General features: G+C 60.4%; 24 protein-coding genes and 1 pseudogene. 14 read left to right on the forward strand and 11 right to left on the reverse strand.

All coding sequences use genetic code 11. The annotated features are described in order from the left end of the window. The first annotated feature begins 167 nt into the window (after positions 1-167). The gene (locus J5M72_RS16895) at positions 168-689 is read left to right on the forward strand and encodes a DUF3087 domain-containing protein (protein ID WP_207866524.1); all 522 of its coding nucleotides are present in this window, start codon (positions 168-170) and stop codon (positions 687-689) included. On the opposite strand, the gene J5M72_RS16900 is transcribed toward J5M72_RS16895, so the two are convergent. Then, positions 686-1,072, reverse strand: a complete 387-nt coding sequence (locus tag J5M72_RS16900) for a DUF2784 domain-containing protein (RefSeq protein WP_169430745.1) — start codon at positions 1,070-1,072, stop codon at positions 686-688. The genes J5M72_RS16895 and J5M72_RS16900 overlap by 4 nt on opposite strands. Positions 1,073-1,226: 154 nt before the next feature. Between J5M72_RS16900 and J5M72_RS16905 the strand changes: the two genes are divergently transcribed. The 3 genes from J5M72_RS16905 to J5M72_RS16915 are packed head-to-tail and all read left to right on the forward strand — an operon-like array spanning position 1,227 to position 2,433. Beyond that, entirely contained in the window at positions 1,227-1,925 is a 699-nt protein-coding gene (locus J5M72_RS16905; RefSeq protein WP_169430744.1) for an AzlC family ABC transporter permease, read from the forward strand. Next, a complete protein-coding gene (locus tag J5M72_RS16910; protein ID WP_164872179.1) occupies positions 1,925-2,236 on the forward strand; it encodes an AzlD domain-containing protein in 312 nt (103 codons plus the stop codon). The genes J5M72_RS16905 and J5M72_RS16910 overlap by 1 nt, the downstream gene beginning before the upstream one ends. Before the next feature lie 50 nt (positions 2,237-2,286). Continuing rightward, positions 2,287-2,433 (forward strand): hypothetical protein, encoded by a 147-nt coding sequence (locus J5M72_RS16915; RefSeq protein WP_169430743.1) that lies wholly within the window; start codon positions 2,287-2,289, stop codon positions 2,431-2,433. Positions 2,434-2,479: 46 nt separating this feature from the next. On the opposite strand, the gene J5M72_RS16920 is transcribed toward J5M72_RS16915, so the two are convergent. The 4 genes from J5M72_RS16920 to J5M72_RS16935 all read right to left on the reverse strand — a co-directional run bounded on the left by J5M72_RS16920 (position 2,480) and on the right by J5M72_RS16935 (position 5,640). Next, the gene (locus J5M72_RS16920) at positions 2,480-2,752 is read right to left on the reverse strand and encodes a hypothetical protein (protein ID WP_169430742.1); all 273 of its coding nucleotides are present in this window, start codon (positions 2,750-2,752) and stop codon (positions 2,480-2,482) included. Positions 2,753-3,020: 268 nt separating this feature from the next. Further along, positions 3,021-3,701, reverse strand: coding sequence for an SOS response-associated peptidase family protein (locus J5M72_RS16925; RefSeq protein WP_207866526.1), 681 nt, complete (start codon positions 3,699-3,701; stop codon positions 3,021-3,023). 51 nt (positions 3,702-3,752) lie between these two features. Next, positions 3,753-4,592, reverse strand: coding sequence for an ABC transporter permease (locus tag J5M72_RS16930; RefSeq protein WP_207866529.1), 840 nt, complete (start codon positions 4,590-4,592; stop codon positions 3,753-3,755). Positions 4,593-4,653: 61 nt separating this feature from the next. Beyond that, positions 4,654-5,640: an aliphatic sulfonate ABC transporter substrate-binding protein gene (locus tag J5M72_RS16935; protein ID WP_207866531.1), complete on the reverse strand. Its 987-nt coding sequence runs from the start codon at positions 5,638-5,640 to the stop codon at positions 4,654-4,656. A 293-nt stretch (positions 5,641-5,933) separates the two neighbouring features. On the opposite strand from J5M72_RS16935, the pseudogene J5M72_RS16940 reads away from it, so the two are divergent. The 3 genes and pseudogenes from J5M72_RS16940 to J5M72_RS16950 all read left to right on the forward strand — a co-directional run bounded on the left by J5M72_RS16940 (position 5,934) and on the right by J5M72_RS16950 (position 8,279). Beyond that, positions 5,934-6,881, forward strand: a pseudogene (locus J5M72_RS16940) (ABC transporter substrate-binding protein). 133 nt (positions 6,882-7,014) lie between these two features. Beyond that, entirely contained in the window at positions 7,015-7,914 is a 900-nt protein-coding gene (locus J5M72_RS16945; protein WP_169430737.1) for a polysaccharide deacetylase family protein, read from the forward strand. A gap of 122 nt (positions 7,915-8,036) precedes the next feature. Then, complete coding sequence (locus J5M72_RS16950) at positions 8,037-8,279, forward strand: DUF1652 domain-containing protein (protein ID WP_169430736.1); 243 nt, start codon at positions 8,037-8,039, stop codon at positions 8,277-8,279. 1 nt (position 8,280) lies between these two features. Here J5M72_RS16950 and J5M72_RS16955 read toward each other — a convergent pair whose 3' ends face one another. After that, positions 8,281-8,643, reverse strand: a complete 363-nt coding sequence (locus J5M72_RS16955; RefSeq protein WP_207866533.1) for an NUDIX hydrolase — start codon at positions 8,641-8,643, stop codon at positions 8,281-8,283. 219 nt (positions 8,644-8,862) lie between these two features. Here J5M72_RS16955 and J5M72_RS16960 point away from each other — a divergent pair, with 219 nt between their 5' ends. Further along, on the forward strand, positions 8,863-9,051 hold the full coding sequence (locus J5M72_RS16960; RefSeq protein ID WP_207866535.1) for a DUF2188 domain-containing protein: 189 nt from the start codon (positions 8,863-8,865) through the stop codon (positions 9,049-9,051). Positions 9,052-9,107: 56 nt separating this feature from the next. On the opposite strand, the gene J5M72_RS16965 is transcribed toward J5M72_RS16960, so the two are convergent. Further along, positions 9,108-9,347, reverse strand: coding sequence for a hypothetical protein (locus tag J5M72_RS16965; RefSeq protein ID WP_065259780.1), 240 nt, complete (start codon positions 9,345-9,347; stop codon positions 9,108-9,110). Between the two features lie 227 nt (positions 9,348-9,574). On the opposite strand from J5M72_RS16965, the gene J5M72_RS16970 reads away from it, so the two are divergent. After that, positions 9,575-9,910, forward strand: coding sequence for a hypothetical protein (locus J5M72_RS16970; protein WP_169430734.1), 336 nt, complete (start codon positions 9,575-9,577; stop codon positions 9,908-9,910). A 153-nt stretch (positions 9,911-10,063) separates the two neighbouring features. Here the strand turns inward: J5M72_RS16970 and J5M72_RS16975 are convergent, their stop codons facing one another. Then, positions 10,064-10,948, reverse strand: coding sequence for a LysR substrate-binding domain-containing protein (locus J5M72_RS16975; RefSeq protein ID WP_169430733.1), 885 nt, complete (start codon positions 10,946-10,948; stop codon positions 10,064-10,066). Between the two features lie 159 nt (positions 10,949-11,107). On the opposite strand from J5M72_RS16975, the gene J5M72_RS16980 reads away from it, so the two are divergent. After that, complete coding sequence (locus J5M72_RS16980) at positions 11,108-14,137, forward strand: FAD-binding and (Fe-S)-binding domain-containing protein (protein WP_207866537.1); 3,030 nt, start codon at positions 11,108-11,110, stop codon at positions 14,135-14,137. Positions 14,138-14,252: 115 nt separating this feature from the next. Then, the gene (locus tag J5M72_RS16985; protein WP_207866539.1) at positions 14,253-15,422 is read left to right on the forward strand and encodes a DUF1624 domain-containing protein; all 1,170 of its coding nucleotides are present in this window, start codon (positions 14,253-14,255) and stop codon (positions 15,420-15,422) included. Here the strand turns inward: J5M72_RS16985 and J5M72_RS16990 are convergent, their stop codons facing one another. Further along, a complete protein-coding gene (locus J5M72_RS16990; RefSeq protein WP_207866541.1) occupies positions 15,423-16,328 on the reverse strand; it encodes a LysR family transcriptional regulator in 906 nt (301 codons plus the stop codon). It lies immediately after the preceding gene. A gap of 106 nt (positions 16,329-16,434) precedes the next feature. On the opposite strand from J5M72_RS16990, the gene J5M72_RS16995 reads away from it, so the two are divergent. Then, complete coding sequence (locus J5M72_RS16995; protein WP_207866543.1) at positions 16,435-17,967, forward strand: MFS transporter; 1,533 nt, start codon at positions 16,435-16,437, stop codon at positions 17,965-17,967. 48 nt (positions 17,968-18,015) lie between these two features. Here the strand turns inward: J5M72_RS16995 and J5M72_RS17000 are convergent, their stop codons facing one another. Next, positions 18,016-19,407 (reverse strand): aldehyde dehydrogenase family protein, encoded by a 1,392-nt coding sequence (locus tag J5M72_RS17000; RefSeq protein WP_207866545.1) that lies wholly within the window; start codon positions 19,405-19,407, stop codon positions 18,016-18,018. A gap of 103 nt (positions 19,408-19,510) precedes the next feature. Here J5M72_RS17000 and J5M72_RS17005 point away from each other — a divergent pair, with 103 nt between their 5' ends. Beyond that, positions 19,511-20,392, forward strand: a complete 882-nt coding sequence (locus tag J5M72_RS17005) for a LysR family transcriptional regulator (protein WP_039767672.1) — start codon at positions 19,511-19,513, stop codon at positions 20,390-20,392. Positions 20,393-20,480: 88 nt separating this feature from the next. After that, on the forward strand, positions 20,481-21,143 hold the full coding sequence (locus tag J5M72_RS17010; protein WP_207866547.1) for a M24 family metallopeptidase: 663 nt from the start codon (positions 20,481-20,483) through the stop codon (positions 21,141-21,143). A gap of 93 nt (positions 21,144-21,236) precedes the next feature. On the opposite strand, the gene J5M72_RS17015 is transcribed toward J5M72_RS17010, so the two are convergent. Further along, entirely contained in the window at positions 21,237-21,860 is a 624-nt protein-coding gene (locus J5M72_RS17015) for a glutathione S-transferase (RefSeq protein ID WP_207866549.1), read from the reverse strand. Between the last annotated feature and the right edge of the window lie 80 nt (positions 21,861-21,940).

The raw sequence follows: 21,940 nt of genomic DNA on the forward strand, positions 1-21,940 counted from the left end.
TCCGAATAGAGTGTATCCATGAATGAAGATGGCACGATCTGCGTGGTATCGCCATGTCCCCCGCTGGACGATGAAAAGATGAAAAGGAGCTCCAGCATAGCTAAATCCGCCTCAGAGGCGATAATGCGCCAGCCTCTTTTTATTTCAAGCCATGGAAGCCTGTCGCGATGTTCGAGATTCAACCGATCGATGCCATTACTTATCGCCAGCAGACCCGGCGCAGCACGCTGATCATCGCGGTGTTGTTCCTGGTGTTGGCGATGGCATTCTCGACCGTGGCGGTGGCGCTGTTCGGCGAGCCGGGCGGGGATAATCTGCGGTTCAATGTTGGCGGGGTATTCGGCGCATTCCTGCTGACGGCGGCGTTGCTGCGCGGGCGTTTCTGGAACCAGACCTGGATGGCCCCGGCGGTATACGGCTGGCGGCTAAAGCGCAGCCTGATGAGCGTCACCAACGTCATGCATCAGGTGACGGCGGCGGTTGAGACGGGCGATCCGACTGCGATGAAGGTGCTGCGTTTCTATCATCTCGGCCTGACGCAAATGCATGAACTGGACGGCAACTCCAGCGATCACGCGCAATTGAATCGGGAAGTCGAAGCGCACAAGACACGGATGCAGGCGCTCGGTCTGGACACCGATCAGACGCGCCTCGATCCGGCCTGGCTGGACGCTTTGAAAGCGCGCTAAAACGGAATGCGTGCGGCGCGACGCAGTTGCCACTGGCGGATCAGGCGCCCGTAGACGAGCAGGTTGATTGCGAGTACCACGCTGCCCAGCGCCAGTTGAATCTGTGGGGTAAGTCCCGCCGGGTAGATGATCGGCCAGACGTAATGCTCGATGAAACCGCCGGCATATTCGGTTTGCCCGGCGGCGTGGCGCATCAGGTTTTCCCAATAGGTCAACGGGCAGGTCAGGTGCAGTACCTCGACCATCACGCCCCAGGTGGCGGCCGGCAGATGTAGCCAGGCCACTCGATGCCACTTGAGCACCAGCAGCCCGCCGAACAGCACGAACAGAATGAACGAAAGGTGAAACAGCACCAGCCCGTCGGCGGCAATTCGATACAACATGTCGTCTCCCTGACGCAGATGTGAATGGCTGCAATGGTACGCCGGTCGGCGGCTCATGGCTGGGCGAATTCTCGCAACTGCGCAAGATTGTTCAAGCCAGCCGATGGCGTTTGCGGGCAAAGTCCGGGGTCTTGTCTCACGGTTGAAGAGTGTTATGTCTGACTCATTAATGCCGCGCAGTGCCTTTCTTCGCGGAGCCGCGGCGATCATGCCGCTATCCCTGGCAACTGCGCCGTGGGGGCTGTTGGCCGGCTCCATGGCGATCGAAGCCAACCTCACGCCGCTGCAAGGGCAGGGCTTGTCCACCATCGTGTTTGCCGGTGCCGCGCAACTGGTGGCGATCGGCATGCTCAAGGGCGGCGCGGGGATTTTCTCGATTCTGCTGACCACCTTGCTGTTGACGTCGCAGCATTTGCTTTATGGCATGAGCATGCGCCACGTGATCTCACCGTTGCCGGGGCGCTGGCGTGTCGGCCTTGGTTTTCTGCTCACTGACGAACTGTTCGCCCTGACCAGTCAGCACGACCGTCAGCAGTTCAACCGCTGGTACGCCCTCGGCGTCGGCCTGACGTTCTACATCGCGTGGAACCTCTTCACCCTGGCCGGCATCGTTCTGGGCAGCAGTATTCCGGGGCTTGAGCACCTGGGTCTGGACTTCTCGATTGCCGCCACATTCATTGCACTGATCACACCCGTGGTGCGCAATGTGCCGACAGTGGTGTGTGTGGCGGTGTCGCTGTTCTGCTCGGTGTTGTTCAGTTACTGGCAGTGGGGTTCGGCGCTGGTGCTGTCGGGACTGGCGGGAATGATGGCGGGGTTTGTCTGCAACAAGCTGTATCGGGAGCGCACATGATGGTCTGGGCAGTGATTTTCGGCATGGGAATTCTGGTGTTCCTCAACCGCTACGTATTTCTCGAACCTCGATTGCCGGTGCGCTTGAGCAGCAACGCACGACAATTTCTGGGTTTCGCCGTACCGGGCATGTTGACCGCGATTTGTGGACCGATCGTGTTCATGCCGGACAAACAGCTGAATCTGCAGTGGGACAACCCTTATCTGCTGAGTTCGTTAGTGGCCATCGGACTGGTGATCTACACGCGCAATACGTTGCTCAGCATGCTATTGAGCATGGCGTTCTTCTTCCTCTTGCGCTGGTGGCTATAAGTTGCGGGTGTTCTACGCTTGAAAGATGACTTTTAGATAGCGAGGTGAACATGGCAACCGAGCAGAAACGTCCCGAAGAAGATGAAGAACCGAGCGAAGAAGAGATCGAGCGGGAGAAACACAAGGAGCAGACCTGGAAACACGACGACAGCCGCGAGTTGTCCGATCGTGACCAGGAACGTCCTCTCAAGCCCTGAACCCTGCAACGAAAAAGCCCCGCGAGTGCGGGGCTTTTTCGTTTCATCAAAGCTCTTCCAGCTGTGTGAAGTCGGGGTGTGCGGCCCGATAGCCCAAGGTCTTGTCGATCCAGGCATTGAGCTCGTTGACCATCACTGGCGGGTGGCAGGGATAGCTTTCGAGGGCGGTGCGCAGGATGCGATCGATCTCGGGGACGTCACGCAGGTTTCGAGTCTTTATGTAGTGGCCGATAAAACAGTCGAGCTGAAAGCGTTCTGTCATGGACAGATAGATACACTCCAGGCCATTGGCCTGTTTGATTGCAAAATCGTCGCGCAACTTAGTTCTCTGCAAGGCTTGTTAAGTTTGGAGGGTATTCCTGGTTTTGCTGACTCTTTGGTCAACTGGTATGCCAAAAGGAAATGCGGCGCGCATGCTATCTGTAGTGTTTGTAAATGTATGTATGACGGTTGAAATGTCAGACAGGCGGTTAGTTCAATCAAACGACTGTTTATGTTGAATGTTTCGCGTTTGAAACACCGGGTGTAACGCGCAGGATTCAATTCGTGGATTCCTGCGCTTGATAACGCACCGCATCGGCATTTATTTACGTCACCGCTTCAATCAATTCCGCACCCTGATTGCGGGAGTTGCCCACCGCTTTGCCGACTTTGTGCCATTGGAACGCTTCGCTGGGTTCGGCTTCGAACAGCAACATCTGCTCGGCGCGTTCGGTGGGCGTGGCGGGATCGAGCCATTCCTGCACCCGTTCGGCGCGCAGCACGATCGGGCGCCGGTCATGCACATCGAGCAGGCCGCCTTCGCTGTTGGCAGTGATGATGACGAAGCCGTCGTCATCCCGTGGTGGCGAGCCGGGCGCGGGAAACTGGCCGATGGCCGCGCAGAAAATCGCCTGATGATCGGCCCGATGGATCAGCCAGGGTTGTCGGCTCTTGTCCGGCCCATCGACCCATTCGAACCAGTTGTCGACCGGCACGATCAGACGATGGCGCCAGATCGCACGAAAGAAGGGGCCGTGGACGACTTTCTCCACGCGGGCATTGATGGGGGCTGCACGATCCTTCGCCCAGTGCGGGCGCCAGCCCCAGCGCAGGTTATCGGCGTACACGCGTTGTTCGTGTTGATGGAGGACCGCCAGTGCAGTGGTGGGCGCCGCGTTGTAGCGCGCCAGCGGTGCGTCGCCGACGTGATTGATCAGCGCATCGGGAATGCTCAGCACCGCAACGAAATCGTGGATGCCGCGGTATTGCGAAAGTCTTCCGCACATCGGCCGAACCTCCGGCGAACACTGCCTGAAGGTTCAGCTTAGTTGCGCGGATCAGTCCTTGCTGCCCTGGCCGCTGAAGGTATCGCGCCAGGCCAGCCATCGACGTTCGAGGGCGGCGAGCAGGCCGTCGCTGATTTTGCCCAGTAGCGCCAACACGATGATCGCCGCCAGCACGATGTCCGGTCGCGAGGTTTCGCGCCCGTCACTCAACAGGTAGCCCAAGCCCTTGGTCGCTGCGATCAGTTCGGCCGCCACCAGAAACATCCACGCCAGACTCATGCCGCTGCGCAGCCCGGTGAACAGGCCGGGCAGGGCGGCGGGCAGCAGAATCCGGCGCACCAGTTGCAGGTGAGTGAAACCATAGATGTGGCCGACTTCCACCAGTTTGCGGTCGATGTTACGGATCGCCGCGACCACGTTGACGTACACCGGGAAGAAAGCGCCAATGGCGATCAGGACGATTTTCGAGGTCTCGTCGATGCCCAGCCATAAAAGCAACAGCGGCACCCAGGCCAGGCTCGGGATCGAACGCAACGCGGCAAAGGTCGGTTCCAGGTACGCCTCGGCCTCCCGGCTCAGGCCGACCCATGCCGCAAATACCAGGGCAAGGCTTGCACCAATGGCAAACCCGATCAGCACGCGAATCAGGCTGGCGCCGATGTGTTTCCACAGTGCGCCTTCGGCCAGATCGGCGAGGGTCAGGGCGACTTCGCTCGGTGCAGGCATCTGATAGGACGGCAGCCAGCCGACGCGCACGATGATCTCCAGGGCGATCACGATCAGCAGCGGCAGGGCCAGCCCCTTCAGACGCCGCTGCCAGAGCGGATTCAACGGCCGGGGTTGCGGGCGCGGCAGCGACACGGCGAGGCGGGCGGGCAGGTCATTGCTCATGGACGGTACTCCGCTCACGACAAATCCGCGTCGGGCGCGGATTTGCGGTGAGCCTGATCGGTTACTGGGCGGCGGCGACTTGCTGGAAACCGGTGTCGATCAATTGATCGATCACCTGATCGACATTCACTCCACGGCGCACCAGCTCTTCGGAGACCAGAATCGGCGCGGCGGCTTTCGAGGCGAGCACGTCCTTCGCCGTCAGTTGCGGACTGCCGAGGTCGGTGCGCGACAGTTGCAGCCTGGCCACGTCCAGCGGCAGGCCGGATTCGCTGGCGAGCAACTTGGCCAGCTCGTCCGGGTTCTTCACCGACCACTCGCGGGCCTGTTCGTAGGCCTTGATCACAGTGTCGATGGTTTGTGGATGTTCCTTGGCGTATTGCTCGGTGACGCTGATCACGCCGTAGCTGTTGAAGTCGCGATTGCGGTACAGCAGGCGTGAGCCTGCCTGCACCTGGCTGGCGGCCATGTGCGGATCGAGTCCGGCCCAGGCGTCGACGTCGCCTTTTTCCAGGGCGGTGCGGCCGTCCGGGTGTTGCAGGTGCACCAGTTCCACATCGTCTTTTTTCAGCCCGGCCTGTTGCAGGCTGCGCAAGGTGAACAGGTACGGGTCGGTGCCTTTGGTGGCGGCGATTTTCTTGCCCTTGAGGTCGGCAACGGTCTGGTATGGCGAGTCCTTGCGCACCACCAGCGCGGTCCATTCGGCGCGGCTGTAGACGTACACCGATTTGATCGGGCTGCCGTTGGCGCGGCTCAGCACGGCGGCAAGACTGGCGGACGAAGCGAAGTCCACGCCGCCGCTGTTGAGGTACTCCAGCGAACGGTTGCTGCCCTGGCTCAACACCCAACTGACCTTGCTCTGAGGCAGGGCCTTTTCCAGATAGCCCAAATGCTTGAGCGCCAGGCTGACCGGCGAGTAATAGGCATAGTCCAGATGCACTTCGGCGGGTGGCGATTGCTCCGCCCGGGCGAAAGGTTGCAGGCTCAGGGCCACAGCGCAGGCCGCGAGCAGGGTTTTTACTCGGGAAAACGGTAAAGGGGATTTCATGGGCACGCTCCGGCAAGGCAACAGGTTCTTATGTCAAAAAAGATATTTTTATCGAATGCTTCCTGCATGAATGGAATATTGCAGGCTCTGTGCCATACGCCTTGAGCGCCGTGTTTACGGGGTTTTCAGAGGGTTTGTGCGCTTTGAACTGTTGCAGGACAAACACTGTGCCGCGCCACTGTTGCCAGACAGACAGCGTTCATCGACAGTGCTGAGCTTATGCGCTAATCGAATTTCAAATTAGATTTGTAAGAGCGTTATGGTCTATAAAAATCCCCTTTGCAGGACTCGCCATGAAGCTCTCCCGTTTCCTACGCGCCGCGTTGACCAGCGCATTGTTTGCCACGCCATTGACCTACGCTGCTGATCCCTTGGTCCTGCACGTCGGTGACCAGAATTACTACAACATCCGCGCCTCGGTAGAAGCGTCCGGCGTCTAGAAGGACGCGCCTTACACCGTCGACTGGAAACACTTCCAGGCCGCCGCACCGCTGGCTGAGGCGTTGCAGACCGGTTCGCTGGACCTGGGCTTTCTCGGCGATTCGGGCTTTCTGTTCCTCGCTGCCAAGCAGGCGCCGGTAAAACTGATCGGTGTGTCACGGCAGAACCCGGACACCATCGCTCTGTTGGTGCCCAAAGATTCGCCGGTGAAAACCATCGAGGACCTGAAGGGCAAGAAAGTCGCCTACTGGCCGGGTGCCTGGAGTCAGCAGTTGACCCTGCGAGCGCTGGAGCAGGGCGGCCTGCCGGAGAACTACGTCGAATTCGTCAAACTGATGCCGATCGACGCCGCTGCGGCTTTGCCTCAGGGCAGCATCGATGCTTTCCCGGTGTGGGAGCCGTACATTTCCCAGCAGATCGTGTTTTCAGGCGCACGACCGATTCTGACCGCAAAAAACCTCATGCCGGGCTTGAGCGCCATCGCCGCTTCCGCGCCGTCCATCGACAGCAAGCGTGAGGCGATTGCCGACTTTCTTGGGCGCCTGAAACAGGCCCGGGCGTGGGTTGACAACCATACCGACGAATACGCGGACCTGTGGGCGAAGAAGGCCAATCTCGATCAGGAAGTCTCGCGGCACTGGTTGCGCCAGGCGCACATGACCGTCGGTCCGGTGGATCAGCAAGCCGCTGCCGATCTGCAAGGCACCGCGGACTTCCTGTTCAAGGTCAAGGCGCTGCCGGCTCCGCTGGCCACGGCAGGCATTATCGATACCTCGTTCCAGCAGGCATTGGCGCACTGAGTGAGCACTGGAACAAAACCCTGTTATCTTTATCCAACCTCGGCCCATTTCGGTGGGTCGCAGGGAGGCAGCAGCGGCGAGGGAGTTTTGCCAATCGACAACGTGACCGCAACGGTCGGGCTCAAGGCAAAACATGAAACTCTGGTTCAAGCTTTTCTGCGCTGTAGCTATCATCAGCGGGCTGGCGGGGTGTATTGCGGCCCCTATCGAAATGACTGAGCAGACCCGATCGCGTCTGGATGCGCAGGCTCCGGTGAAATTTCTGCTGACCTTCGATGACGGTCCCAGTGCCTCGAGTTTCTACAATCCGACCGAAACCGTACTCGACAGTCTGAAAGACAACCCGCTGCAGCCTGATATCAAAGCGGTGTTTTTCGTCCAGACCCGTGCGCCAAGGGCCGGCAACAGCGAGATCGGCCGGCGGATCATGCATCGCGAACACGATGAAGGTCACATTCTGGGTTTTCATACGGCGACCCACTGGCACACCAACCATCGCTCGCTCGATCCGCAGGAACTCGAAACGTCACTCACCAATGGCACGGCGGACATCGCGGCGATCACCGGCGCGCCTCCGGTGCTGCTGCGTCCGCCATTCTGGAATTACGACAAACGTACGTTCGCGGCGTATCAGAAACATGGTCTGCATGTGTTACTGACCGATCTGAGCGCCAATGACGGCAAGATCTGGGGCTTCAATGCCAGCCCACGGCGTCGGGCGAACCTGTTGCGTCAGCTGTCGCAAGTGCGTGAGCGAATCGCCCTCGGTGAATTGCCGACGGTGGACGGGGTGATCCCGGTGGTGGTGACGTTCCATGACCTCAACCGCTATACCGCGCGACATGCCCGCGAGTATCTGCAGATTCTGCTCGACAGCGCCGCAGCCACCGGCGTGCGCCTGGCGGACAAGCCGTTCTATGACGATCATGCGCTGCTGGAAAAAGCCGCGCTGGCGCGTACGGTGCAGAAGAGTTCGGACCCGGTTCGGCTGCCGGGAATCTGGAACTGGATCTGGGGCCGCGACGCCAATTGAGTGTGCCGATTCAAAGATGTGAAGCGCTTGGCATTTTTTCGCTGTCTGCCGCTCGCGCAAGGTCGAAACGCTCATCTATGCTCAATGGGTCGACCGATCCTTCGCCCACGAGGCGTCCACCCATGCTTGCCATTGCCGACATTTGCCGCATCGTCGAATCCGGCTTTTCGCCCCTTTGCTGTGATTGCACGGAAACGGGGCAGGGGCTGTTGCAGATCAAGGTTTACGAACCTGACAGCGGGCGGGTCGATCTGCTGCTCAACGGCGTATCGCCGGAACATCTGGTCACCATTCGTGACATCTCCAACTTCATCGGTGAGTTGCGCACTGAAATGAGTGCCGGGCGCCGGGCGTTCGCCGGCTGACTCAGAGGCGGCGCTGAAAGGCCCGGACGATTTGCAGAGTCGCTTCGCTGACACTCAGGTTCTGCACTGCGTCCAGCGGATGCCAGATGCAATCGACGATTTCGTTCTGCGGCCGGACTTCTTCAATATTCAGCACCGATGCCTCATAGACATGGTGGCGGGTGCTGCCGGCCTCCAGCTCCATCAGATACAGCAAGCCATCGGCGAGCAGGCCGGTTTCTTCCTCAAGTTCGCGTGTCGCGGCGTCAACCCTGGCCTCGCCGGGCTCGACCTTGCCGCCCGGCAAGTTCCAGCGGCATCGGGGTTTGCGTACCAGGAGAATGTGTCGATCCTGTTCGCAGATGATGGTTGCACGTACTTTCATTTGTTACTCGGTTGCCGGATGTCATGATTCTGTCATGAAAATGCAATATTCACGCCGTGCCTTGGTTTAGGCGCCCTTGTGATGTCAGAGTGGTCGAAAAACGCAAAAGTGCCAGACACTTGACGCCGAAGTGGGCGACGTCTGGTCGGCACGCGGTGGCGAACCCGGTGTAAGGTGAAAATGTGCAGTTGGACTATCGATAGTCGACAGGAGGTGCCTATGAGCATGGCGATACTGAACAGAATGCACATGAATGGCTATGACGTACTCAGTGTGAACAACGGCCCGTGGCGGGTCTGCACGCAGGGTGATCGACTGGCGTCTTTCGCCAGCCGGGAGGAGGCGCTGGCGTATGCCGCTGCACTTCCGGGTTACAAGAGCCGCACGCACGACCGCAAGACAGGTTGAAGGCCTGCAATGAAAAAGCCCCGGTTGTCCGGGGCTTTTTGTTGCAGGATCAAGGGTCAGTGGACTTTCGTTCGGCTGATGGCGCGGGCTTTTACTTCCCTGGCATAGAGCTGCAGACGTTCCTCGTCACTTTGCAGCACCTCGCAGGATCTGAGCACCGTCTGCGCATCCGCCTCGTTGCCGGATTTGCGCAATTGCTCGGCAATGCGCTTGAGGTCGACTGCCGACCATCGCAGGTCTGATGCAACACTTTGCAGGTCACGCTGAAGTTCATGTTCGTATTCATTGAGCCGCATGATCACCTCCGGAACATTCTCGGTAGAAAATAGTAGCCGCATTTTCGCAAGAGAGGGCAAGGGCGATCGGTCACCGGGCCGAATGGCTGTGAATCGACTGCCATTGGTCGGAGCGGTTCACGTCGAAAGCGGGAAAAGCCCGGGTTTCGGGGCGCGAGCATTGCGCCACGATGGATGTTCAAACAGTAACAGGGTAAATTCGCGACTTTTCAGATGAAGGATTCTTTATGCGGATGTTGATCGGGGGCCTGATGATGGCCGCGTTGGCCGGTTGTTCTCTGCCGGCGTCACTCGTGCCGGGCGAACCGAACTTCAGCAAGATCAGTGGCAAGGCTCCCAAGGAGTACGCCGCCTGCGTGCTGCCGTTGTGGCAACAGGATATCTCCAAGACATCCCAGGTCGCGATTTCCAATGGTTACAGGATCACGGCGCCAAGCATCGTCACTGCCGACGAGATTCTCGATATCGTGAAGTACAAGGATGGCAGCCGTGTGTCGCTGTACCAGGGGCCGCCATGGGCCAAGTCCGGCTCGCTGCGCAAATCGGTGCGCGATTGCCTTTGACGGCCATGCTGTCGATATGAAAAAAGCAGAAAGCGTGTGAGCGTTTTCTGCTTTTTTTTGCCTGTCAGTCGGTGATGTCGGTAAGCGGAATGCTCGTTTACACGGTGGGTTGCGCAGCAGAAACGTAATCCACCCGAACATCGCTCATTCAACTCAGAGCGTCTGTACCAGCCAATCCCGAAACGCCTTCAGCGACGCCAGCGATTCATTACGCGCCGGGTACACCAGGTAGTAGCTGCGCCGACTGCTGATCGGCTCCCCCAGTTGCACCAACTCACCGTTGTGCAGTTCATCCTCCACCAGAATCCTCGGCACCAGTCCGATGCCGATATTGGCGCGCACGGCCTGGATCAGGTGCGAGGTCATCTCGAAGCTGGGACCGATGCGCATGCTGCGATGGGGCAGGGCGTGATGACTGAACCATTCACTCCACGCCTGGGCATTGCTGCTGACGTTGAGCAGCAGTTGCCCGGCGATATCCTTGTCGGCAGCCAGACGTTCGGCATCGGACAGCTGCGTGCTGGCGATCACCACCAGTTCTTCGGTGTGCAGGCGGTGGGCGGTCAGCCCCGGCCAGTCACCGCCGCCGACGTAAATCGCCGCGTCGATCTCGCTGGTGTCGAAGTCGATGGCTTCGATGCGTGAATGCAGGTGCACGGTCATGCCGGGGTGCGCGGTGTAGAAATCCTTCAAGCGTGGCAGCAGCCATTTTGAGCCGAAGGTTGGCAGGGTCGCCAGGCGCAGGCTGTGAATGCCCGAGCCAAACGCCATGGCTTGCAGCGTTGCGCTGCGAATCTGCCCGAGGGCTTCGGACAATTCACGCTGATACATACGCCCGACGTCGGTAAGGACCACCCGCCGGCCTTCGCGGCTGAACAGGCGCATGCCAAGCATCTTTTCCAGGATCTGCACCTGACGACTGACCGCGCTTTGGGTCAGCGACAGTTCGTGAGCGGCGCGGGTGTAGCTTTCATGGCGTGCGGCGGCTTCAAACGCCAGCAGCAACGACATCGAGGGAGTAAGGGTTCGCGGATTCATTCGTTTTAGTCATGGATTGCGGGTCAATTTTACGGTTGTCCCGACATCGCTCTGCAATGAACATAAGGCCTATGAGATGGCGGGAGCGTGACGCAATCATTCCTTGCGCACAACTGTTCACCGCCACACGGCCCGTTTTTGACCGAGATTGCACGCCCGATGATTGCCCAACTATCGCCTTCCACCGCGTTGAACACCGACTACCAACAGTTTCTCAAAGCCCTTGAAACCAGCGGCTTTCGTGGCGAAATCAGTGCCGACTACGCCAGCCGCGTGGTGCTGGCCACCGACAACTCGATCTATCAGCGCTTGCCGCAAGCGGCGGTATTCCCGCGTGACGCCGACGACGTGGCGCTGCTGGCCCGTCTGATCGCCGAACCGGCGTACCAGAAAGTGGTGATCACCCCTCGCGGTGGCGGCACCGGCACCAACGGCCAGTCGTTGACCGACGGTATCGTCGTCGACCTGTCGCGGCACATGAACCGCATCCTCGAAATCAACGTTGAACAGCGTTGGGTGCGGGTGCAGGCCGGTGTTGTGAAGGATCAACTGAACGCCGCGCTGAAATCCGCCGGGCTGTTTTTCGCTCCGGAACTGTCGACCTCGAACCGCGCCACCGTTGGCGGCATGATCAACACCGACGCCAGCGGCCAGGGCAGTTGCACCTACGGCAAGACCCGCGACCACGTACTGGAACTGCACATGGTCCTGCGCGGGGGCGAGCGCTTGCACGGCCGCCCACTTGAAGAAAGTGAGCTGGCAGCGGAATGCGCCCGTGAAGGCCGGGCCGGCGAGGTGTATCGCTGTGCGCGGCAGATCATTGATGAGCAGGGCGAGCTGATCCGGGAAACCTTTCCCGATCTCAACCGCTGCCTGACCGGCTACGACCTGGCGCACCTGCGCGAGGCCGACAACCGTTTCAACCTCAACAGCGTGCTGTGCGGTGCTGAAGGTTCGCTGGGGTTTGTGGTCGAGGCCAAGCTCAACGTCTTGCCAATCCCCAAGCACACCATGCTGGTGAACATTCGCTATGGCGGCTTCATGGACGCGTTGCGTGATGCCCGCGCGTTGATGGCACTCAAGCCGCTGTCGATTGAAACCGTGGACTCCAAAGTGCTGTTGCTGGCGATGCAGGACATCGTCTGGCACGGCGTCGCCGAATACTTCCCGGAAAGCGCCGAGCGGCCGACATTGGGGATCAACCTGGTGGAGTTCTGCGGCGACGATCCCGAGGAACTGCAAGGCCGGGTCGAGGCTTTCGTCCAGCACCTGGGCACCGACGCCACGGTCGAGCGCCTCGGCCACACGCTGGCCGTCGGGCATGCGGCGGTGAATCGCGTCTATGGCATGCGCAAACGCGCAGTGGGTTTACTCGGCAACGTTGCCGGTGAAGCGCGGCCGCAGCCGTTTGTCGAAGACACCGCCGTGCCACCGCAACACCTGGCCGAATACATCGCCGAACTGCGTGACCTGCTCGACAGCCATCAATTGCAATACGGCATGTTCGGCCATGTCGATGCCGGCGTGCTTCACGTACGGCCAATTCTCGACATGAAAGACCCGCAACAAGCCGCGCTGGTGCGACCGGTGTCGGACGGCGTCGCCGCGCTCACCCAGCGTTACGGTGGCCTGCTGTGGGGCGAGCACGGCAAGGGCCTGCGCTCGGAATACGCGCCGGCCTTCTTCGGTGATTTGTACCCGGCGTTGCAAGCCTTGAAGGCGGCGTTCGATCCGTTCAACCAGTTCAACCCCGGCAAGATCGCCACGCCGGATATTCCCGGCGCTGCATTGCTGAAGATTGACGAAGTGACCCTGCGCGGCGAACTGGACCGGCAGATCGACGAGAAAGTCTGGCAGGACTACGGTGCAGCGATGCACTGCAACGGTAACGGCGCCTGCTACAACTTCGATCCTGACGATGCGATGTGCCCGTCGTGGAAAGCCACTCGCCAGCGTGCGCAGTCGCCAAAAGGCCGCGCCTCGCTGATTCGCGAATGGCTGCGTTTGCAGGGCGAGGCGGGTGTCGATGTGTTGTCCGATGCCAGTCGCCGTCCGCCGTTTTTCAGTACGTTGCTGCAGCGCTGGCGCAACAGCCGTGCGCAGGAACAGGACTTCTCCCATGAGGTGTACGACGCCATGGCCGGCTGCCTGGCGTGCAAATCTTGCGCGGGGCAGTGCCCGGTGAAAGTGAACGTGCCGGACTTCCGCTCCCGTTTTCTCGAGCTGTACCACACCCGTTATCTGCGGCCGGCGCGGGATTATCTGATTGCCTCGCTGGAATACACGATTCCGTACATGGCGCGGATTCCGTTTCTCTACAACGGTTTGATGGGGGCTTCGTTCAGCCGTCGCTTGATCGAGCGTCTTGGTGGAATGGTCGATGTGCCGTTACTCAGTCGTTTCGATTTCCACGCGGCGATGCGCCGCTGGCAGGTTCAGCCGGCGTCGGTCGAGGTGCTGTCGGCGCTGACTCAGGCGCAACGCGAGCGCAGTGTGGTGCTGGTGCAGGACGCGTTCACCCGGTATTTCGAAGCACCATTGCTGGCGGATCTGATCGAGCTGATTTCGCGACTGGGCTATCAGGTGTATCTGGCGCCGTTCAGTGCCAACGGCAAGCCGCTGCACGTGCAGGGTTTCCTCTCGGCGTTCAATCGTGCGGCGTTGCGCAATGCCGGGCAACTGCACGCACTGGCCGAAATGGGCGTGCCGCTGGTGGGGCTCGACCCGGCGATGACTCTGGTTTATCGCCAGGAATACCTGAAAGTGCCGGGGATGGAAAAATGCCCGGAGGTGGCGCTGGTGCAGGAATGGCTGCTCAACGTCATGCCGGAGCCAGTCGATCGGCGCCGCGAGGAAACCTTCCGTCTGCTGGCGCACTGCACCGAGAAAACCAATGCGCCCGCCGCGACCCGGCAATGGGAGCAGGTGTTCGAACGGGTCGGCCTGAAGCTGACGACGCAGGCCACCGGTTGCTGCGGAATGTCCGGCACTTACGGGCACGAAGCGCGCAATCGCCAGACCTCTGCGGTGATTTACGAGCAGTCCTGGGCGAAGCAGATCGAGGCTCCGGTGGAGAAGGGCGAGGCACTGGCCACCGGTTATTCCTGCCGCAGTCAGGTCAAGCGCCAGGCCGATCAACAGTTGCGCCATCCGTTGCAAGTCGTGCTGGAAACCCTGCGTACAGCGTGATCGCTGTTTGAGAATCGCTGGCGATTGGATCGGTTTTTCATGTTATAAGGTAACGCAAATTGTGCGGCCGCTTTCGGGCGGCTGCATCGATCAACCTTTCGATTGCGATACCCCCATGACGATTGCGGTTCCCCGTTCTGCCCCCTCGGCGACTGGCCGGTTGCTGTCCATTGATGCGCTGCGTGGCCTGGTGATTCTGTTCATGTTGCTCGATCACGTGCGCGAAACCTTTCTGCTGCATCGTCAGGTGTCCGATCCGATGGACATTGCCAGCACAGAGCCGGCGCTGTTCTTCAGCCGCACTTTGGCGCATTTGTGCGCGCCGGTGTTCGTGCTGCTGACCGGATTGTCGGCGTGGCTGTTCGGCGAGAAGTACGACGGCAAGGCTGACGTCAGTGCCTTTCTGTTCAAGCGCGGACTGTTTCTGGTAGCGCTCGAATTCACCCTCGTGAATTTCGCCTGGACGTTCCAGCTGCCGCCGACCGTGATCTACCTGCAAGTGATCTGGGCCATCGGCCTGAGCATGATCACGCTGTCGCTGCTGGTCTGGTTGCCTCGCTGGCTGTTGTTGATGCTGAGTCTGGCGATCATCGCCGGGCATAACCTGCTCGACGGACTGCACTTCGCAACGGAGTCGGTGCTGCATGTGCCGTGGGCGATCCTGCATGACCGCGGCTGGATCGAAGTCGGCGAGAGTTTGCGTTTGCGCACGTCGTACCCGTTGCTGCCGTGGATCGGCGTGATCGGTCTGGGTTACGCGCTGGGGCCGTGGTTCGCACGTGCGGCCGATGCAGGCGTGCGGCAGCGACGTTTGCTGATCGTTGGCATCGCCGGGCTGGTGGGTTTCGTGGTGCTGCGACTGGTCAACGGTTACGGCGAGAAACCGTGGTCGATCAATGACAGCAGCCTGCAAACCCTGATGAGTTTTTTCAACATCACCAAATACCCGCCGTCGCTGTTGTTCATCACGCTGACAGTGAGCGTCGGGCTGCTGTTGTTGCTGGTGTTCGAGCGTGCACAGGATCGACGCTGGATTCGCTGGCTGACCGTGTTCGGTTCGGCGCCGATGTTTTTCTACCTGCTGCACCTGTATGCATTGAAGGTGCTGTACCTGATCGGCGTGGCGTTGTTCGGGCTCAATCAGGGCAGCTATTTCGGTTTCTCGTCGGTGACGGCGGTGTGGTTGGCGGCGATGCTGCTGGCGGTCGCGCTGTTTCCGGCGGTGCGCTGGTTCTCGGCATTGAAGTCTCGGCGACGTGACCTCGCCTGGTTGAAGTACCTGTAGCTAGCCCGTTTTGCTGTGGCGAGCGTTGCGGGCAAAATCGATGAAGGCCTTGAGCGGCGCCGGTACATGGCGTCGGCTCGGATAATACAGATGCAGCCCGGGATAGTACGGGCACCAGTCTGCCAGCACCTGCACCAGACGCCCGGCGGCGAGGTGTTCGCTGACCATGTCTTCGAACACATAAGCCAGTCCCAGCCCTTGCAGCGCGGGGCCGACCATCAGGCTGACATCGCCCAGGGTCAGCGGGCCGTTGACGTCGATTTCCTGTTCAATGCCACCACGTTCGAATTCCCAGCGGTACATCGAACCGCTCGGGAACCGATGGCGGATGCAGGGCAGGGCATGCAGCTCTTCAGGTTGCTGCGGCGCAGGATGTCGCTGGAAAAACGCCGGCGAACCGACCACCACTGAACGCAGGTCCGGCCCGATGGGCAGCGACACCATGTCCGCCTCCAGCCGATTGCCGAAGCGCACGCCGGCATCGAATCCGGCAGCGACGATATCCAGCAGCGCATCGCTTTCGACCACCTCCAGACGAATGTCCGGGTAGGCCTGCAGGAACTCGCTGGCGATCGGCAGCAGCACCAGTTCGCATGCCTGGCGTCCGGAGGTGATGCGCAGGTTGCCCGAGGGTTTGTCACGAAAGTGGTTGAGGTCTTCGAGCGCATCTTCGATATCGCGAAACGCCGGTTTCAGCCGGCCGTAAAGCCGTTCGCCGGCCTCGGTCAGGGCCACGCTGCGGGTGGTGCGATTGAACAGGCGTACGCCCAGGCGATTTTCCAGAGCCCGCAACGAGTGGCTCAACGCTGAAGGTGTCAGGCCCAGATCCACCGCCGCACGGCTGAAATTCAGATGTTGGGCGATGCTCAGAAAGATCGACAGATCCGCCGTGGACGGATTTTTCATTAGTGAGCACCTTTCACAAAGTCATGTAATTTTGTTGGGATTATCGCATCAATGGAACGGCTTTAAAGTCGCATCAAGCCTGATTTTCTATTCATTGGATGAACCCATGACAACTGTCTCCCAATACCCTGGCGAGCGCGACAAGCTGCTGATCCTCGCGGCCATTTGCCTGTCGGCACTGGTCCTTCCGTTAAGTTTTACCGGTGGCGCGGTCGCGACGCCGGCCATGGGTCGTGACTTGGGCGGCAACCCGGTGGCGCTGACCTGGATCACCAATGCATTCATGTTGTCGTTCGGCAGTCTGCTGATGGCGGCGGGGGCGTTGGCTGACGTTTATGGGCGTAAACGCCTGTTCACCGGCGGCATGCTGTTGTTTACCGCAGCGTCGATTGCCCAGAGCCTGGCGCCTTCGGTGGTCTGGCTGGATGTGTTGCGGGCGATCCAGGGCGTGGCCGGGGCGGCGGCGCTGGCCAGCGGTTCGGCGGCGCTGGCGCAGGAATTCGAAGGCCATGCGCGCACCCGTGCCTACAGCATGCTCGGCACCACGTTTGGCATCGGTCTGGCGTTTGGGCCGCTGGTGGCCGGGGCGTTGATCGAGGCGTTCAACTGGCGTGCAATCTTTGTCTTCACCGCACTGATCGGCGTGATCGCGATGGTCTTCGGCCTGCCGCGCATGCGTGAAACCCGCGACCCCGACGCCAGCGGTCTCGATTGGCCGGGCACCGTGACGTTCAGCTCGATGCTGGCGCTGTTCACGTTCGGTGTGATCCAGGCTCCCGAAAACGGCTGGGGGAGTCCATTGGTGGTCGGTCTGCTGGGCGCTTCGGCGCTGTTGCTGGCACTGTTTGTCATGATCGAAATGCGTGTCAAACGTCCGATGCTAGATCTGACGCTGTTCCGTTTTCCGCGCTTTATCGGCGTGCAGATGCTGCCGATCGGCACCTGCTTTTGCTACATCGTGCTAGTGGTCATGCTGCCGTTGCGCTTTATCGGCGTCGAAGGCTTGAGTGAAATCGATGCCGGTTTGCTGTTGCTGGCGCTGTCGGCACCGATGCTGGTGGTGCCGATGCTGGCAGCATCGATGACCCGGTTTGTCTCGGCGGGTCTCTTGTCGGGCGTTGGTTTTTTGATTGCCGCCGTGGGTCTGCACTGGCTGAGCCTGTACAACGTCGGTGAGCCGAAATTCGCGCTGGTGATGCCGATGGTGTTGATCGGGATCGGCGCGGGCCTTCCGTGGGGCTTGATGGATGGATTGTCGGTCAGCGTGGTGCCGAAAGAACGGGCCGGCATGGCGGCCGGGATTTTCAACACGGTGCGGGTGGCGGGTGAGGGGATTGCACTGGCCAGTGTCGCGGCGATTCTTGCCTCGCTGCTGCATACCGATCTGCAAGCCGTGGCCAGCGGTGCAGACACCGCGCTGATTGCGGAGACGGCGCACCGGGTGACCACCGGCGACATGGCCCATGCGATCAACACGGTTCCGGGCCTGGCCAATGAACGTCTGGTGCAGGGTTACGCCTCGGCGTTCCAGTATCTGCTGCACATCCTGACGATCATCACGCTGGTGTCGGCGGCTGTGGTGCTGGGACTGTTGAGCAAGGATCGGACGGTGTCGGAACCCCGACAGGCTGCGGCATAAATGAAAAAGCCCGGAAGCGCAAAACGCTTCCGGGCTTTTTTCAATGGATCAGCGGCGATCCAGCCACACGGTCTGCGCATTGCAGAACTCGCGCACGCCGAAGTGCGACAGCTCGCGGCCGAAACCGCTTTTCTTCACGCCGCCGAAGGTCACGCGCGGGTCGCTGGCGGAGTAGCCGTTGATGAACACGCCACCGGTTTCCAGTTCGCTGGTCAGTTGTTGGGCCAGGGCGACGTTGGCGGTGTAGATCGTTGCAGTCAGACCGAACTCGCTGTCGTTGGCCAACGCCACGGCATGGGCGCAGTCGCGAGCGGTGATGATCGAGGCCACCGGGCCGAACAGTTCCTGCTTGAACGAGGTCATGCGGTCGGTGACGTCGGCCAGTACGGTCGGCTCGTAGTAGTTGCCCGAACCCTCTACTTTGCTGCCGCCGAGCAGCAGGGTGGCGCCTTCTTCCAGGGTGTCGCGCACTTGTTGATCGAGCTCGTCGCGCAGGTCGAAACGGGCCATCGGGCCGATGTAGTTGTCGGCGGACAACGGATCGCCCATCTTTAACTGGCGGGTGGCTTCGACGAATTTGCGGGTGAATTCCTCGACCACGCCTTCTTCGATGATCAAGCGTTTGGCGGCGGCGCAGACCTGGCCTGAGTTCTGGTAACGACCGATCACTGCCGCTTGCACGGCTTCGTCGATATCGGCGTCGTTGAGCACGATGAACGGATCGGAGCCGCCCAGCTCCAGCACGCATTTTTTCAGTGCGGCACCGGCCTGTGCGCCGATGGCCATGCCGGCGCGGACGCTGCCGGTCAGGGTCACGGCGGCGATGCGTGGATCGGCGATGGCGGTGGACACGCCTTCCGGGGTGACGTTGATCACTTCGAACACGCCGTCGGCAAAACCGGCGCGGGTGAAGGCGTCGCGCAGCAGATAGGCGCTGCCCATCACGTTCGGCGCATGCTTGAGCACGTAAGTGTTGCCGGCGATCAGCGCCGGGACGGCGCCACGCAGCACTTGCCAGATCGGGAAGTTCCACGGCATGACGGCGAGGATCGGCCCCAGCGGACGGTATTCGATGCGCGCCTTGCCGCCTTCGACCAGGGTCGCTTCGGCGTTGAGCATGGCCGGGCCGTGTTCGGCGTACCACTCGCAGAGCCTGGCGCATTTTTCGATTTCGCCACGGGCCTGGGCGATCGGCTTGCCCATTTCTTGAGTAATCATGGTCGCCATGGCCTCGCTGCTGTCACGCAGAGCGCCGGCCAGCGCGGTCAGGGCATGGGAGCGGTCCTGCAGCGGCTTGCGTTTCCATTTTCCGAAGCCGAACGCGGCACGGGTCAGTGCAGCGTCGAGGGCTTCAGCGGATTCGAAGGCGTAGTGACCGATCTGTTCCCCGGTGGCGGGGTTGATCGAGATGGCGTGGGTCTGGCTGGAAATCGGGCTCATGGCATCGTCCTGCGAAGTCAGTGGATGCGCTCAGAGTAGGGTGGTGTTTGGTTTCTGGAAACTGAATAATAAAGAGCGTTTCTTTCACGATTGGAGAATGACTGTGGATCTGGTGCAACTGGAAATCTTCAAGGCCGTGGCCGAGCACGGCAGCATCAGCGCGGCAGCGGCGCAGATCCATCGCGTGCCGTCGAACCTGACGACCCGCATCAAACAATTGGAGGAAGACCTGGGCGTCGATCTGTTCATCCGCGAGAAGAGCCGCTTGCGGCTGTCGCCGGCCGGCTGGAGTTTTCTCGAGTACGCACGGCGGATTCTCGATCTGGTTCAGGAAGCCCGCGCCACGGTCGCCGGCGAAGAACCTCAGGGTGCATTCCCGCTGGGTTCGCTGGAAAGCACGGCAGCGGTACGCATTCCCGGTTTGCTGGCGACCTATAACCAGCAGCATCCGAAGGTCGATCTGGACCTGTCGACCGGACCCTCCGGGACGATGATCGACGGTGTGCTTTCGGGACGTCTGGCCGCTGCATTTGTCGATGGTCCGGTGTTGCACCCGGCGCTGGAAGGCATTCCGGCATTCGAAGAGGAAATGGTCATCATCTCGCCGCTCCATCATGGGCCGATCCAGCGTGCTGCGGACGTGAATGGCGAGAACATTTACGCGTTCCGTTCGAACTGCTCCTATCGCCATCACTTCGAAAAGTGGTTCAGCACCGACGCTGCGGTGCCCGGCAAGATCTTCGAAATGGAGTCCTATCACGGCATGCTCGCCTGCGTCAGCGCGGGCGCCGGTCTGGCTTTGATGCCGCGCAGCATGCTGCAGAGCATGCCCGGCTGCGCGACGGTGAGTGTCTGGCCGCTGGCGGCGGATTTCCGCTATCTGACGACGTGGCTGGTATGGCGGCGGGGTACGGTGTCGCGCAGTCTGAGCATGTTTGTGCGTTTGCTGGAGGAGCGCGGTGTGGTGCGTGCAGAAGAGAATTGACACTTTGTGTCATGGTTGTATCTTAGGCGTCCTGTACCGCAATATAAAAAACTATACAGCGCAAGCGATTAGCCAGAAGGAATCAGCGATGACCACAGCCCTGAGCGGTAAAGAAGCAGTAGGTGAGCGTTTTGTGCTGGAAACCATGCGCCACGCCCAGCAGTTGACCTGGAAGGCCGTGGACGAGATCGCCAAGGTGATCAAACCCGGTATGCGCGAATCCGAAGCCCATGCGCGGGGCAAGGAAATCCTTGTCGAACTGGGCATGGACCGAATCTGGCACCCGCTGCTGATCCGTTTTGGCGCCAACACGCTGAAGACCTTCAAGGAGCGCTCCGAAGGCGATCCGATCCTGGGTGAAGAGGACATTTTCTTCATCGACATGGGCGTGGTCTGGGAAGGCCACGAAGGCGATGCCGGGGCGACGTTCGTCACCGGGTCCGATCCGCAAATGATTGCCTGCGCAGCCGCCTCCAAAGAACTCTTCGACAAGGTCGAGGCCTTCTGGCGTCAGGGCGTAACCGGTGTCGAACTGTATCGCTACGCCACCGATCAGGCCGAGGCCATGGGCTGGAAGCTGAATCTGGACATCAAAGGGCACCGGGTCAGCGATTTTCCTCACGCGATCTATCGCGGCGGCAATCTGGGTGACTTCGAACAGGCTCCGAATGCCGGTGTGTGGATTCTGGAAATCCAGATCGAACATCCTGAGCTTCCGTACGGCGCCTTCTATGAAGACCTGCTTATTTGATTGAACAAGTGTGCCCGATTCAGCGTCTTCATCGTGCCCTCGGTGGCGGGCACGTCAGTAGCGCCGCGAGGCGTTCAAAAAAAATGACCGGAATCATGGCGTGCCGTTGCGTCCATGCAATCGGTAAGCGGGGCGCTGATTCAAGCGTTCGTAATAAGCGCTCACCGCCGGTAGATACGGATGTTCCAGCGGCGTCTCGAACCAGCGATTGACCGACAGGCCGACAGGGATGTCAGCGAGGGAAAACTGCTCGCCGCTGACATAGGCGCCGGTCTTTTGCAGCTGCCGGTCGAGGATCTCCATGTGCCTTGCCCACTCCCGGCAACCGGCCGTGAGCGCGAGGCTGTCCTGATGCGCGGGTGACTGGCGTACCAGCGACATGAACGCGTACGACCAGGACTTGTTCAGCTCCGAAGCCTGCCAGTCGATCCATTGATCCACCCGTGCGCGGGCGCGCGGCTCGCTCGGGTAAAGTGGTTCGCCGGCATAGCGCGACGCCAAATAGCGAATGATCGAGTTCGACTCCCACAGCGTGAAGTCATCGTCCTGGATCACCGGCACCATCGCGCAGGGATTGAGTGCGAGGAACTCCGGTGTCAACGTCGACTGAAAACCCGAGCCCCAATCTTCGCGTTCGAAGGGAAGGTTCAGTTCAGCACAGGTCCACAGCACTTTGCGCACATTGATCGATGAGGCTTTGCCCAGAATTCGCAGCATGGGATTTCCATTTCCGGTTGTCGTCGGGCGTAAAGAAATAGCACAACGCAAAGCAGAAGGCCCGCACAGGGCGGGCCTTG

Source organism: Pseudomonas sp. 58(2021) (assembly GCF_017491585.1).
GTDB lineage: Bacteria > Pseudomonadota > Gammaproteobacteria > Pseudomonadales > Pseudomonadaceae > Aquipseudomonas > Aquipseudomonas fluorescens_BT.